We start from the raw sequence: 13,178 nt of genomic DNA on the forward strand, positions 1-13,178 counted from the left end.
ATCCGGCTGAACCGGAGCGGGGTGTTTGATGGGAACTTCCAGAGAAAAGGAACAGCAAAATGAGTTATAGATCTCTAATCCAAGGGGCCTTGCTCGGTCTGACCGCCGCAGTCGCAATTGGCGGCGCAATCGCTTCGGCTGCCGCCCAGGACAAGGAAATCGCGGTCATGCTGCCAGCGGCAGGCGACCCCTATTTCAAGCTGAAGGCTTTCGGCTACACCGACGAGGGCAAGAAGCTGGGTTACAAGGTCACGGTCTACGATGCCGGCGGCTACGGCAATTTGCAAAAGCAGGTCTCGCAGATCGAAGACGTGATCACGCGCAAGGTTTCCGGCATCGTTCTGGTTCCTTCGAGCTCCGAGGGCACCGCTCCCGTCGTAGAGAAGGCCGTTGCGGCCGGCATTCCCGTCATCAACGATGGCATCGCGACAAAATCCGAAAAGGTAACCGGCTTTGTCGGCGAACCATCCTATGTCATGACCGAACTGCTTGCCGCCTATGCCGCGGACAAGCTCGGAGGCAAGGGCGATGTCGCCATGCTGTCCGGTCCGAGCGGGCTCGATCTGACGCTTTTCCGCGTCAACGGCTTTAAGGACTACCTGTCAAAATTTCCGGGCATAAAGGTGGTCGCCGAAAAGTTCACCTCGACGTCCTCAGCCGACGCGTTGACCACTATGCAGGATTTTCTGCAGTCGCAGCCCGATCTGAAGGCCGTCTATGCCTTCAACGGTCCGATCGCGATCGGTGCTGTGCAGGCACTGCGCGCCGCCGGGAAGAACCCTGGCGATGTCCTGGTCCTGACCACCGACATGGAGGATGAGACCAAGCGCCTGATCAACGAAGGGTGGATCCAGGCGACCATCGTCAGCCAGCCGGTAACGATGGCGCGCCTTGCCGTCCAGCGCGCCGTCGAGGCCGCCGAGGGCAAGACCATCCCCAAGGAAACCCTGACCCAGGCGACCATGATCACCAAGGCAACTGCGGACGGTGTCGATCTCTCCGGCCAGACTGTGCCGGCGGATTGGAAATAATTGAAAATCACGGCGGTGGCTGCAAGGCCGCCGCCGTCCATTCGGTTGGAAACAAGACATGACCCTTCACCGCTTCAACGGGATGGCAATCCCCAAAACCATTATCAGCGGACCGGGGTGCCGGTCTCAAATACCGGTTGAACTCGAGCGGATCGGTGCGGGCCGTGTCGTGGTGGTCTGCGGCGCGAGCCTAAAGGCAAACTCACCCTTCATTGACGAATTGACTGCTGCGCTCGGCCCGAAGCTTGTCGGGCTGTTCGATCGTCTGGAAGCAAACGCCCCGGTCGCGTCGATCAAACGCATGGCCGATCGGGTCGCCCCATTCTCGCCGGACGCTGTTGTGTCGATCGGCGGCGGGGTCGCGCACGATGTCGCTAAGGCCATTGCCGTCATGGTCCCAAGCGGACGCAGCGTCGTCGATTTCGTCAGTCGCTTCGAGCCGCCATCGACGTTCCACGGCGTCGATGTCGATGTCGAGCCGCTTCCGGTCTTCACCGTTCCAAGCACCTTTTCCGCGGCGGACGTGGTTGGTGGGGGAGCGGTGACCGACACCGAACGCGGTGAGAAACTGATTTTCGTGCATCCGAAACTGACGCCCGTTGCCGTGTTTCTCGACGGCGAGGTCATCGCAACCACGCCCCGCGCAATCCTTGCCGCAAGCGGCATGAACGCGGTCCATCATTGCCTCGAGGCGTTTTACTCCAAAGGCGCTCAACCGATCACGGATGCTTTCGCGGTCTCGGCCCTTCGAAGCCTCCTACACGTCCTACCGGCCTTTGCGCCATTAAGTCCCGCAGCGTCCGTCGAAACCTGTCAGAAGGCAATCGACGCGGCGTCGATGTCCGGCCTCACCTATGCCAACTCATGGCTGGGAATTGGCCATTCGGTTTGCCATAGCCTCGGAGGCCGTTATGGCCTCTCTCATGGGGCCGCCAATTCCGTGATGGTGCTGCACAGTCTTCGGTTCAATTTTGAGGCCGCCCACGACCGCCTCGCAGAGATCGCACGCGCGACCGGTGTTGCGGCCGAAGCCAATGCCGATCCGACGCGAACGCTGGTCTTCGAGATCGAACATTTGGCTGACACTCTTGGAACGCCAAAAACCCTGTCCGCGATCGGTCTGCCGGCAGGGCAGTTCGCGCAGATCGCTCAGGATGTGCTGGCCGACCCACAGACATATTGGAACCCCCGCCCGGCGACACAGACCGAGATTGTCGCCTGGCTTCAATCAGCTTGGTAAGGATAAACCTGAAATGCCCAAAAGCATGAAGCCAGCCAGCCCAGCTATCCCACTTACCTTGCGAAAGGAGCACCTTTCGGCCTGCTGGCCGGAGGACTTCGGATCTGTTGCGCCTCTATGGATCAATGGTGCCTGGCATGTGCACTCGGCTGGCACCACGATGCCATGCGTCGACCCGACCGTCGGCGAGACCTTGATTGATGTGGCGGTTGCTTCGACTGAAGACCTGCAAGCAGCCGTGGAAGCTGCACAGCGCGCGCAGGTCGCCTGGTGGCAGTCAGACGGTCAGGACCGGGCTCGGATACTGCACAGGATCGCGGACGAGATCAGGCTGCATGCGAAGGCGCTCGGGATGCTGGACACACTGGATTCGGGGCGTCCCATCCGCGATACCGCAACGCGCGATGTCGAACGCGCCGCCCGGATCTTCGAATTCTTTGCTGGAACCACCGACCGTTTGCGGGGCGCCGTCGTTCCGGTCCAGCCCGGCCGCACCAATCTCGTCGAATATGAGCCGATGGGCATCGTAGGCGCGATAACGCCATGGAATTATCCCCTGACTAACGCCGCAGGCAAGATCGCGCCGGCATTGGCCACCGGCAACGCCGTTATTCTGAAGCCAGCCGAGGAATCCCCCCTGTCGGCTTTGCTTCTGGCCTGGATCGCGCACAGGGCGGGACTGCCAGCCGGATTGCTGAACGTGCTCAATGGCAGTGGCCCTTCGACAGGCGAGGCTATCGTCTATCATCCGGACATCGGCAAGATCACTTTCACCGGTTCCACCGCCGTCGGCCGCCGGATCGGAGCGATCACCGGGGAACTGCTCAAATCAGTTACTCTCGAGCTTGGTGGCAAGACCGGCTTCATAGTTTTCGCCGATGCCGATCTCGACCGTGCAGCCGATGCCCTTGTCTTTTCGGCTTTCAACAATGCCGGGCAGACCTGCACTGCCGGCTCGCGGCTGCTTGTCGAGGCGTCGGTCGCCGGGGAATTCGTTGCCAAGATCGCTGACCGTCTCAACGACATTGTCATCGGCGATCCGCTTGAGCCCGCCACCCGGATCGGGCCGGTCATATCGGCTCGCCATCGTGACATGGTCCTTGCCCATCTTGCGGCGGCTTCGAGTTCGGGCATAAAGCGGTTCGAGCTTCGGCCCAGGTCACTGCCCAAGGCCGGATTCTACATAGAGCCCTCGATCTTGCTTGATGTGAGCCCGGCTGCGGCGATTGCACAGGAGGAGGTGTTTGGGCCCATGATAACGGTGACCTCGTTCGCCAGCGATGACGAAGCCATCGCGATCGCCAACGCCACCCGCTACGGTCTGGCGACAACGGTGTGGACAAACAGTTTTCAACGCGCACGCCGCGTTTCGCGCGAGGCCCGGTCAGGGCTGATCTGGATCAACACGGCCCACAGTCTCCATCCCGGTTCGCCCTATGGTGGTTACAAGCAAAGCGGCGTTGGCCTGGAGATGGGCCTGGAAGCCATCCAGCAGCATATGAAGATCAAAAGCGTGTGGATGCAGGAGAATGCCTGGCGAAGCCCGTGGGCATGAAGAGTAACCAGTCATGACCAAGGAATTTCTAGGGTTGCCGAGCCCTGCGCTGGTCGACCGCCTGCAATCCGATGTCGGTGCCCTCTCACCTTGGCTTACGCGGACCCGGCGTGAATTTCACGCTCATCCCGAACTGGGCTGGCGTGAGATCGAAACCACCCGACGCCTCGATGAGGAACTCACCAGCCTTGGCTACAAGGTCATCGCCGGCAGCGACATGCTGCGCGGCGCGCCGAGACTGGGCATGAGCAGCCGACCGATCCAGGGCGAAGGCGACACTGGCTGTATGGGCATCTTCGACAGTGGGCGCGCTGGTCTCACGATTTGCCTCCGCGTCGACATTGATGCGCTGCCCATTGACGAGGCGAGGTCCGGTCATCGGCCGGCGTCGGAAGGATGGGCATCCGCCGTCCCCTCCGTGATGCATGCATGCGGTCACGACGGACATATCGCGATAGGACTGGGCGTGGCTCGAATCCTCCGCCCGCTTCTGGCGGAAGCGGCCGGCAAGCTTCTCATTCTTTTCCAGCCCGCAGAGGAGGGCGGACGCGGCGCGCGCGCCGTGGTCGAGGCCGGTTGGATGGCCGATGTCGATCTGTTCCTCGCCATCCATATTGGCCTTGGCGTTCCCTCGGGCAGCCTTGCGCTCGATGTCGACGGGTTCCTGGCTACGCGGAAGTTCAAGACCCGGTTTTCCGGACTGGCAGCGCATGCCGGGAAATCGCCGGACAAGGGCCGAAACGCGCTACTTGCGGCATGTCAGGCCACCCTCGGCCTTCACAGCCTCGCCCAGTCGGGCGAACCTGGCATCCGGGTCAATGTGGGAACATTGCGCGCGGGAAAGGCCCTAAATGTGGTCCCTGACGAGGCGGTGCTGGAATTCGAGATCCGCGCCGTCGAAATGTCCGCACTGCAAATGCTCGACATGCGCTGCCGGCGCATGATCGAGGCCAGCGCAGCCGCTTACGAAGTCACCACGAGCACGGAGCTTCGCGGCGAAGCGTCGGACTGGCGCAACCCGCCGAAGATCGTCGAGTGGGCCAGATCGGCAAACAGCGAGTTGAGCGCTTTTCCAACCGTCCTAGATGCGCATGCCTTCGGTGCGAGCGAAGACGCGACTCTTCTGGCTTGCACTGTTGCCAGACGGGGAGGGGGCGCCGGCATCTTCGTTCTGGGCTCGGATATTGCGGATGGCCATCACACGTGCCATTTCGACTTTGATGAAACTGTGCTCGCGAGAGGTACTCTTTTGTTGAGCGGCTTGATCGCTGCCGCACTTCAGATTGGTCAATAGACCTCCAGACGACCAATTGTGCCGGTAGTCGCCCCCTGCCGCACCGCAGATCCACAGCGCGGCCATGCGGCTATTCGATCCCGTTTGCCCGCGCGATGAAATCGGACAAGTGGGGTACGCAATCAGTGGCCCCGTTCCCGCCATTCGCCATCGCCACCGCGAAAGTGTTCTTCACGGCGCTGGCCATTGTCGTTGTCACCGTGGCGGCATTCGCCATCGATTCGACATAACGCATGTCCTTGTAGGCGTTGCTAAGGCTGAACTTATGCGCCTCGCGGTTGCGTTCCAGCGCATAGCCCATGAAGGTCTGGTAGAAACCGCAATCCATACGCCCGCCGCGGATCACCTTGTCGAACTCGGCCACCGGGATGCCGACCTTGCGCGACAGCGCGAGCGCCTCGGAATAAAGCGCGGCATAGCCAAGTGACAGGAAGTTATTCAAAAGCTTCATCCGGTGGCCATTACCGATCCCGCCGATATGCACGATCTTGGCGGCCCATGTCGCGATAACCGGCTGGACCCGGGCGAAGATGTCAGCCTCGGCCCCAACCATGCAATCGAGCGTTCCCGCCCACGCTTCTTTCGGGGTGCGGCTAAGGGGGGCGTCGGCGAAATGCACGCCGATCGCGGCCAGTTCCCCAGCGACGCGCTGGGTCACCGTCGGATCACTGGTGGAACAATCAACGATCACGCTGCCTGCCCGAAGTCCGGGCTTCAGTGCCGCAATTGCCGCAGCCACTTCGGGAGATCCAGTCAGGCACAGGAAGATGATGGTACAATCGCGGGCCATCTCCTCCATCGACGTCGCCTCGACCGCGCCCCGTGAAACAAGATCTTCGACCGGCGCGCGGTTGCGGTGCGCGATCACTGTCAATGGAAACCCTTTTTCGACGATGTTCTTCGCCATACCCTGGCCCATCAGTCCGATGCCGATGAAGCCGATCTTCTCATTCTGTGTCATTGTGTGTCCGATGTTGGCAAGTCATGGAAGGTTGAAGCGCCCGCGAAGGTCAGCCACCTGTTCAGGGGTAAGCGTGCGCAGGACGTGGTTCTGCAGCATCAGGAAAAGCTTGGCCGTCTCTTCCAGCTCTTCGGTCGCATATTGGGCATTGGCCAGTGTGGTGCCCGCCACCACGGGGCCGTGATTGGCCAGCAGAACCGCATGGTGGCGGCTGGCCAGAGCCTTGACTGCATCGGCCAGATCCGGGTCGCCAGGCGCGAAATAGGGCACCAGAGGCAGGCGTCCGATCCGCATCACATAATAGGCGGTCAGGGCGGGCAATACATCCTGCGGATCGACGTCGCGCAGGATGCTGACGGCCGTGGCGTGGCTGGAGTGCAGATGCACCACGGCCCCCGCGTCGGCGCGTTCGTCATACATCGAAAAATGCAGAAACGCTTCTTTCGTCGGCGCGTCGCCCGATAACAGTCGCCCCTGCGCATCGAACCGCGACAGACGCGCGGGGTCGAGCGACCCCATAGACACGTTTGTCGGCGTCATCAGCCAGCCGCCATCGGGCAGCCTGACCGAGATGTTGCCGCTTGATCCTGCTGTCAGCCCGCGGTCGAAGAGCGAGGCACCGACGCGACAAATTTCATCCCGGGCGCGGGTTTCATCAGACATGTGCAGGATCCACCTCAAGCAGGCCCCAGGCCTTCAGAAAGAAATCGGGAGCGCCGAAGTTGCCGGATTTCAGCGCAAGCGCCAAGCTCGGCGACCCGATGCTGCGGGTCCACGGCACGCCGGGGTCGATCTCAGGGCCGATTTCCAGCATCGTCACCCCCAGCGCGGCGACGACTGCGCCGGACGTTTCCCCGCCTGCGATCAGAAACCGGCTGAAGCCTGCATCCCGCAACAGGGCAGCAACGCGGGCCAGCGATTCTTCAACCAGTGCACCGGACTCATGCTGGCCCATGCACCGTTGGATGGCTTGCAGCGCCTCCGGGGTGGTGCTGGAGTAGATCACGGGCGTAGTGGTTTTTTGCTGCCTGATCGCCCATTCCGCCACCTGCGCTGCGGTCTGGCAACCATCGGCGAGGGCTGCGATATTCAACGGTAGCGTCGGCAGACCAGCAGCCTGTGCGGCCGCGATCTGGTCACGGGTCGCCGCCGAACAGGAACCTGCCAGTATGACGGCGCGGCCCGCAGGCGCGGGCATTCGGGTCGTTGCGGGGCGAGGGGACACCTTGCCCGCCTGCACGAAATTCGCGGCAAGGCCAAGAGCAATCCCCGATCCGCCGGTAACCAGTTTCATATCGGCGCAGGCGGCACCGATCGTGCGCAGATCCGCATCGGCAAGTGTATCGACGATCAGGATGCGCTTTCCCGCTGCGTGTTGCCGGGTGAAGGCCGCGCGCACGGCATCAGCACCCTGCCTGATGGTCCCGATGTTCACCAGCCCGACTGACAGCGCTGTCTGTCGCGACAGCACGCGCACGAGATTGGAGTCGTGCATCGGGTTCAGCGGATGATCCTTCATTGGGCTGTCCGACAGCAGCTGGCTGCCGACAAAAAGATGCCCCTGGTAGGTTGTGCGCCCTGCCGCGGGAAAGGATGGGCAGGCGATGGTCAACTCCACCCCCATCTCTTCCATCAGCGCCTCGGCCACCGGGCCGATATTTCCGTCATCGGTAGAATCGAAGGTCGAACAGTATTTGAACAGGATCTGCCGAGCCCCCTGTCCCTGGAGCGCACGGACGGCGGAAACCGACATCGCCACGGCATCATCTGCGGGAATTGATCGTGATTTCAATGCGATGACAACCGCGTCGGCATCTGGCAGAACGGCACCCGGCGAAGGAACACCCATCACCTGAACCGTCCGCAAACCTTCGCGTGACAGCATCAGGCAAAGATCGGTGGCGCCCGTGATGTCGTCTGCAACTGCGCCAATCAACAAGATTCTGGTCCTTTTCCTCTGTGGACGGGCAACACCTTGCCGGTCGCTGCTCCGGGCGATCGTCAGGCCTGCGGCGTCTGACTGCTATGCGAAACGAGGGTCTTGCTTTTCGTTCCGGTCCTAGGTTAACCAAGCAATGGCAACGCTATCATTCGCGTGTTGTCAACACAAGATCAAGACACAACCGCACTTATGCCAAACGTCCTGAAAATCGAGGTTCTGACATGAACAGCAAGTCCGGTCTCAAAATCTGTGTGATCGGCTTGGGGTCGATGGGATTCGGGGTGGCCGCCTCGCTGCTGCGTGATGATTTTGATGTCACGGGGTTTGATGTGAGCGCCGATGCGATGGCGCGGTTTTCAGCCCTTGGCGGCAAGACCGCCGATAGCCCGAGTGCGGCAGCAAGAGACGCAGATGTCGCCATCTGCCTGGTGGTGAACGCAGCCCAGACCGAAACGGTGCTTTACGGCGCAGGAGGCACGGCCGCCGCGATGGCTACCGGCGGCACGATATTATCCTGCGCAACCATGTCCCCCGGTTCGGCCCGCGATTTCGCGGTCCGTGCCGAAGCGCTGGGCCTGAACTACGTCGACGCGCCAGTCAGCGGCGGGGCGACGCGCGCCGCCTCTGGCGAACTGACCATCATGGCATCGGGCGCGCCCGCCGCCATTGCGCATGCCCGACCGGTCCTGGATTGCATCGCTGCCAAGGTCTACGAGTTGGGAGAAAAGGCCGGAACAGGTGCGGCGTTCAAGATCGTGAACCAGCTTCTTGCCGGTGTCCATATCGCCGCCGCCTGCGAGGCGATCACCTTCGCCAAGGCAATGGATCTGGACATCGACAGGGTCTACGAGGTGATAACCGCATCGGCGGGCAGTTCCTGGATGTTTGAAAACCGTGTTCCGCACATCCTTGATGGCGACTACGCGCCGCGAAGCGCGGTCGATATCTTTACCAAGGACCTGGGAATCGTGGCCGATATCGGACGAGAGATGAAATTCCCGACGCCGATCGCCTCGATGGCCTTGCAGATGTTCGTGATGACGGCTGCCGCCGGAATGGGCCGGGACGACGACGCGTCGGTCGCGCGGATGATCGCGGGCATCGCCGGGCTGCAATTGCCTGGAATGGAGGATTGACCGTGTCGCGTTTTGCCGCAAACTTGACCATGATGTTCAACGAGGTCGGGTTCATGGATCGCTTCGCTGCTGCCGCCGGAGCAGGCTTTGAGGCGGTCGAATATCTGTTCCCTTACGCGTTCGACGCGCATCGCATCGCTGATGCCTTGCAGCGGAACGGCCTGACGCAGGCGCTGTTCAACCTGCCGCCGGGAAACTGGGAGGCCGGCGAGCGTGGGCTTGCGGCACTGCCGGATCGGCAGGACGACTTTCGCGCTTCGGTCCGGACGGCGCTGGCCTATGCGTCGGCAACCGGCGTGGGGCGCGTCCATGTCATGAGCGGGCTTGCCGACAGTTCGGACGCTGTCGCGCATAAAACCTATCGCGCGTCGCTCGCCTATCTGTGCGACGCGGCGGGCGCGAGGGGGCTTGACGTCTTGATCGAACCGATCAACCCGCGCGATATGCCGGGATATTTCCTAAACGATTTCAATCAGGCGGCCGATCTGATCGCCGAGATGGCTGTGCCGAACCTCAAGCTGCAATTCGACATCTATCACCGCCAGATCATCCACGGCGATGTACTGACCGGCCTGCGCGAACTGATGCCGATTATTGGCCATGTGCAGATCGCTGCCGTGCCGCTGCGCAACGAACCGGGCACCGGAGAATTGGACGATGCCCGCATTCTGCGCGAACTGGATGCATTGAAGTATGACGGTTTCGTGGGCTTGGAGTATCGCCCTGCCGGCGAAACCGTGGCCGGCCTGAGCTGGCTGGCAGCTTTGCACTAAGGTGAATGCGCCCGGTGTGCAACCGGGCGCAACCTTTTCAGTCTTGGGCAAAGTCTCGGTGCAGTGCCAGGTCGGCTTCGCAGAAGCGATCCTTGGCAAAGTTGCGCTGGTGCCAATAGGGGTAGATCAGCGGAATGGTGCTGACCGCTGTCAGGCGGGCGCGCTCCTCATCTGACAGGCGCAAGCTGACGGCGGCAAAGTTGTCGCGGAACTGGGCCTCGTTCCGGCCCCCGATCACCAGCGAAGACACGCCGGGACGTTGCAGCAGCCAGGCCAGGACCACCTGTGCCGCCGAAACGCCGCGCGCATCGCCGATTTCCACCAGCGCGTCCACGATGTTCCACAGCCTTTCCAAGTCGCGGATCGGCGGCTCCGTCCAACCCGCGGCCTGGCGCGAACCTTCGGGCGTGGCCACACCGCGCCGGTGCTTTCCCGACAGCAGGCCTGCGGCAAGCGGGCTCCAGACTAGAACGCCAAGCCCTTGATCGACGGAAATCGGCAGCAATTCGTATTCCGCCTCGCGCGCCTCTAGCGTGTAGTGGATCTGTTGGGTGACAAAGCGGGGGCGGCGGTCGCGGTCGCTGACGGCAAGCGATTTCATGATGTGCCAGCCGGAATAGTTCGAGCAGCCGACGTAACGCACCTTGCCCTGCTGAACGAGTGTGTCCAGCGCGGCCATCTTTTCCTCGACTGGGGTCGTGCCGTCCCATTCGTGGATATAGTAGATGTCGATGTGGTCGGTGCGTAGGCGTTTCAGGCTGCGTTCGCATTCACGGATCAGGTGAAAGCGCGATGCGCCTTCGTCGTTGGGGCCTCTACCGATACGCATCCGTGCCTTGGATGAAATCAGCACCTGGTCGCGACGCCCGTCGAGCACCTCGCCCAGAATTTCCTCTGACAGTCCATTCGAGTACATGTTCGAGGTGTCGAACAGATTGATGCCTGCGTCGATGCACAGGTCAACGAGGCGGCGCGCGTCTTGTACGCCCTGCTGACCCACCATCGCAAAGGGGCCTGTGCCGCCAAATGTGAAGGTCCCCATCGTCAGGACGGACACCTTTAGGCCAGAGTGGCCAAGTGTTCTGTATTCCATCTTTTCTTCCATTTCCGGTTGATTAAGCAGTCAAGGCCTTGCGCAGGTGACGCATGCCGGTTTCGGGGCTGGTCAGAACGGGCAGGGCGCCCATCGCCTCCTGCACTGATGGCAGCACCCGTGCCATGGAGGCTTGGGCCAGCAGGATCACGTCCACCCGCGGGGCAAGGTCGCGTAAGCTTTGCGCCACCATGCGGTCATGTCCTTCAGCGTCGCCCTGTGACAACCGTTCAAAGGCGCCTTCGGACAAGACGCTGGCGATGACGCAATCGTGCCCAAGCCGGGCAGCGGTGCACCTGATCAGATCGGTTGTCGGGTCAAGCGTGGTGCGCAGCGTGGCCAGCACCCCGATGCGCCGGCCGGTTCCGACTGCCTCGATCGCCATGCCTTCATCGATGCGAAACAGCGGCACCGGGCACAGCGGGCGTGCAGCCTCGACCGCGGGACCAAGCGACGAACAGGTGACGATGACCGCATCCGCGCCCGCGTCCACCGCCGACCAGACCATGCAGGTCAGGCGACGCATCGTCGACGCCGACAGGCTGCCTTCGCGGATCGTGATGCGTAGCAGGCTTTCGTCCAGCATGTTGAACGTCGCCCAGCCGGGTAGGTTTTGCTGCGCCAGTGGTTCGAGCACCGGGATCAGCCCCGGAACCGTGTGTATCATTGCAAGTGTGCCCATAGAGGACCCCTTTGCCCGTGACATTTGGTGCTCTTTCCCTGATTCAGGCGGCGCGGTTGCGCACTCGTCGTGGCCAGCGCTTCAAAATAGCAGCGCTGTCATCGACGAACAGGTCCCGCTTCGCCACTGAGAATTGATACCTTGCCTCATTTCAAGAGAAATTTCGCTGCAAGTCTCGTTCCATGACGAAAAATGCATTCCGTTATTCACAAAATGACGGTTGACAGACGTCAATCGCTTGGCGAGAAATGGCAGCGCTATCATTCGTACGCATAAAACATCTGACGGTCGGCGATGTTGCCGGGGTCAGGCGTGCGGATGTGCCTGCCGGCACAATAAGAGAATGCGCTCTGGTGAACACGAGCGGAGGGAACGTGCATGTCCGTATCCGATGATAAGGCGACGCTGGAAAAGCCGCCCGCTCGCATCTGGCGCGACCTTTACCAACTGCGGCATGTGCGCGAGGTGAACGTGCTGGTCGCCATGCTGATCGTGGGCGCGCTCATCAGCCTTTGGACGCCCTACTTCCTGACCACCAACAACCTCATGGGTGTCTTCCGTGCTTTTTCGCTCACAGCGATCATGAGCATCGGCATGGTCATGGTAATCGTCACGGGCGGCATCGACCTGTCAGTCGGATCGGCGATGGGGCTTGCCTCGCTTATCACGGCGCTGTGCTTCGATGCGGGCTATTCGACAGGCACCAGCATCGGCGCGGGCGTCGCGGTGGGGATTGCCTTCGGCCTAACCAACGGCCTCTTGATCACTGCCATCGGCCTGCCGCCCTTCATCGCCACGTTGGGCACCCTCAGCATCGGGCGCGGCATGATGTACATGGTGACGCACGGCGTCCCCGTCACGCCCGAAACGCCAGATGCATTTTCCCTGCTGGGGCAGGGCTATGTCGGGCCTGTCCCCGTTCCCGTCGTGATCATGCTGATTTTGATGGTGCTGTTCGCGCTGATCATGAAGCGAACGCGCTTTGGCCGTCACGTCTATGCCACCGGCGGCAACGAGCAGGCGGCTCGGCTCAGCGGGGTCAAGACAAACCGGGTCAAGCTGGCGGTCTACATGCTGTCGTCGACCATCGCCTCGTTGGCCGGGATCATCGGGTTCTCGCGTTATCTGACGGCAGAGCCGGCGTCTGGCTTCGGCTCTGAACTGGACGTGATCGCTGCGGCGGCAATCGGCGGGGCCAGCCTTGCAGGCGGCGTCGGCAGCGTTACAGGCGCCGTGATCGGGGCCGCGCTGGTGGGCGTCATCGCCAACGGCGTCGTGCTGCTGAATATCAACACCTATGCCCAACAGGCAATCACCGGCGGGGTCATTCTGATCGCCGTCAGCCTGGATGTGCTGCGCAACAAACTGACGGGAGGAAATGACTGAAAGGAATAGCTTTCTGATCAACACCAGGACGAAAAGTTACGACCAAGAACAAACAAAGGCCCGTCTCAGGAACGAGCGGGCAGGA

Annotated in this window: 12 protein-coding genes; 7 read left to right on the forward strand and 5 right to left on the reverse strand. The window is 61.7% G+C overall.

All coding sequences use genetic code 11. From position 1 onward, the window contains the following. Window positions 1-59: 59 nt before the first annotated feature. From P9272_RS02410 to P9272_RS02425, 4 genes are read left to right on the forward strand one after another with little or no spacing between them, the layout of a single operon-like run. On the forward strand, window positions 60-1,031 hold the full coding sequence (locus P9272_RS02410) for a sugar ABC transporter substrate-binding protein (protein WP_278158666.1): 972 nt from the start codon (window positions 60-62) through the stop codon (window positions 1,029-1,031). Window positions 1,032-1,089: 58 nt separating this feature from the next. Beyond that, a complete protein-coding gene (locus P9272_RS02415; RefSeq protein WP_278158668.1) occupies window positions 1,090-2,271 on the forward strand; it encodes an iron-containing alcohol dehydrogenase in 1,182 nt (393 codons plus the stop codon). Continuing rightward, window positions 2,243-3,826, forward strand: coding sequence for an aldehyde dehydrogenase family protein (locus P9272_RS02420; protein WP_278158670.1), 1,584 nt, complete (start codon window positions 2,243-2,245; stop codon window positions 3,824-3,826). The genes P9272_RS02415 and P9272_RS02420 overlap by 29 nt, the downstream gene beginning before the upstream one ends. 13 nt (window positions 3,827-3,839) lie before the next feature. After that, window positions 3,840-5,120, forward strand: coding sequence for an amidohydrolase (locus tag P9272_RS02425; protein WP_278158672.1), 1,281 nt, complete (start codon window positions 3,840-3,842; stop codon window positions 5,118-5,120). 70 nt (window positions 5,121-5,190) lie between these two features. On the opposite strand, the gene P9272_RS02430 is transcribed toward P9272_RS02425, so the two are convergent. Genes P9272_RS02430 through otnK form a run of 3 tightly spaced genes read right to left on the reverse strand, consistent with a single transcriptional unit; the run spans window position 5,191 to window position 8,020 of the window. Next, the gene (locus P9272_RS02430) at window positions 5,191-6,081 is read right to left on the reverse strand and encodes an NAD(P)-dependent oxidoreductase (RefSeq protein WP_278158674.1); all 891 of its coding nucleotides are present in this window, start codon (window positions 6,079-6,081) and stop codon (window positions 5,191-5,193) included. Window positions 6,082-6,102: 21 nt separating this feature from the next. Continuing rightward, a complete protein-coding gene (otnC, locus tag P9272_RS02435) occupies window positions 6,103-6,744 on the reverse strand; it encodes a 3-oxo-tetronate 4-phosphate decarboxylase (protein WP_278158676.1) in 642 nt (213 codons plus the stop codon). After that, entirely contained in the window at window positions 6,737-8,020 is a 1,284-nt protein-coding gene (gene otnK / locus P9272_RS02440; RefSeq protein ID WP_278158678.1) for a 3-oxo-tetronate kinase, read from the reverse strand. The genes otnC and otnK overlap by 8 nt, the downstream gene beginning before the upstream one ends. Before the next feature lie 224 nt (window positions 8,021-8,244). Between otnK and ltnD the strand changes: the two genes are divergently transcribed. Together ltnD and otnI are read left to right on the forward strand one after the other, a co-directional pair. Next, complete coding sequence (ltnD, locus tag P9272_RS02445) at window positions 8,245-9,159, forward strand: L-threonate dehydrogenase (RefSeq protein WP_278158680.1); 915 nt, start codon at window positions 8,245-8,247, stop codon at window positions 9,157-9,159. A gap of 2 nt (window positions 9,160-9,161) precedes the next feature. After that, window positions 9,162-9,932 (forward strand): 2-oxo-tetronate isomerase, encoded by a 771-nt coding sequence (otnI, locus tag P9272_RS02450; RefSeq protein ID WP_278158682.1) that lies wholly within the window; start codon window positions 9,162-9,164, stop codon window positions 9,930-9,932. 37 nt (window positions 9,933-9,969) lie between these two features. Here otnI and P9272_RS02455 read toward each other — a convergent pair whose 3' ends face one another. Both P9272_RS02455 and P9272_RS02460 read right to left on the reverse strand, forming a co-directional pair. Next, window positions 9,970-11,025, reverse strand: a complete 1,056-nt coding sequence (locus P9272_RS02455) for an aldo/keto reductase (RefSeq protein ID WP_278158684.1) — start codon at window positions 11,023-11,025, stop codon at window positions 9,970-9,972. Window positions 11,026-11,047: 22 nt separating this feature from the next. Then, window positions 11,048-11,707 (reverse strand): aspartate/glutamate racemase family protein, encoded by a 660-nt coding sequence (locus tag P9272_RS02460; protein WP_278158686.1) that lies wholly within the window; start codon window positions 11,705-11,707, stop codon window positions 11,048-11,050. Between the two features lie 378 nt (window positions 11,708-12,085). Here P9272_RS02460 and P9272_RS02465 point away from each other — a divergent pair, with 378 nt between their 5' ends. Then, on the forward strand, window positions 12,086-13,093 hold the full coding sequence (locus P9272_RS02465) for an ABC transporter permease (RefSeq protein WP_278158688.1): 1,008 nt from the start codon (window positions 12,086-12,088) through the stop codon (window positions 13,091-13,093). Window positions 13,094-13,178: the final 85 nt, after the last annotated feature.

Origin of the sequence: Mesorhizobium sp. WSM4976, assembly GCF_029625685.1 — a bacterium.
Classification (GTDB): Bacteria; Pseudomonadota; Alphaproteobacteria; order Rhizobiales; family Rhizobiaceae; genus Mesorhizobium.

Excerpts from the sequence above, each read along its gene's own strand:
- P9272_RS02410 (WP_278158666.1), top strand. The coding sequence starts at position 60 with ATGAGTTATAGATCTCTAATCCAAGGGGCCTTGCTCGGTCTGACCGCC.
- P9272_RS02415 (WP_278158668.1), top strand. The coding sequence starts at position 1,090 with ATGACCCTTCACCGCTTCAACGGGATGGCAATCCCCAAAACCATTATC.
- P9272_RS02425 (WP_278158672.1), top strand. The coding sequence starts at position 3,840 with ATGACCAAGGAATTTCTAGGGTTGCCGAGCCCTGCGCTGGTCGACCGC.
- P9272_RS02430 (WP_278158674.1), bottom strand. The coding sequence starts at position 6,081 with ATGACACAGAATGAGAAGATCGGCTTCATCGGCATCGGACTGATGGGC.
- otnC (WP_278158676.1), bottom strand. The coding sequence starts at position 6,744 with ATGTCTGATGAAACCCGCGCCCGGGATGAAATTTGTCGCGTCGGTGCC.
- ltnD (WP_278158680.1), top strand. The coding sequence starts at position 8,245 with ATGAACAGCAAGTCCGGTCTCAAAATCTGTGTGATCGGCTTGGGGTCG.
- P9272_RS02455 (WP_278158684.1), bottom strand. The coding sequence starts at position 11,025 with ATGGAATACAGAACACTTGGCCACTCTGGCCTAAAGGTGTCCGTCCTG.
- P9272_RS02460 (WP_278158686.1), bottom strand. The coding sequence starts at position 11,707 with ATGGGCACACTTGCAATGATACACACGGTTCCGGGGCTGATCCCGGTG.
- P9272_RS02465 (WP_278158688.1), top strand. The coding sequence starts at position 12,086 with ATGTCCGTATCCGATGATAAGGCGACGCTGGAAAAGCCGCCCGCTCGC.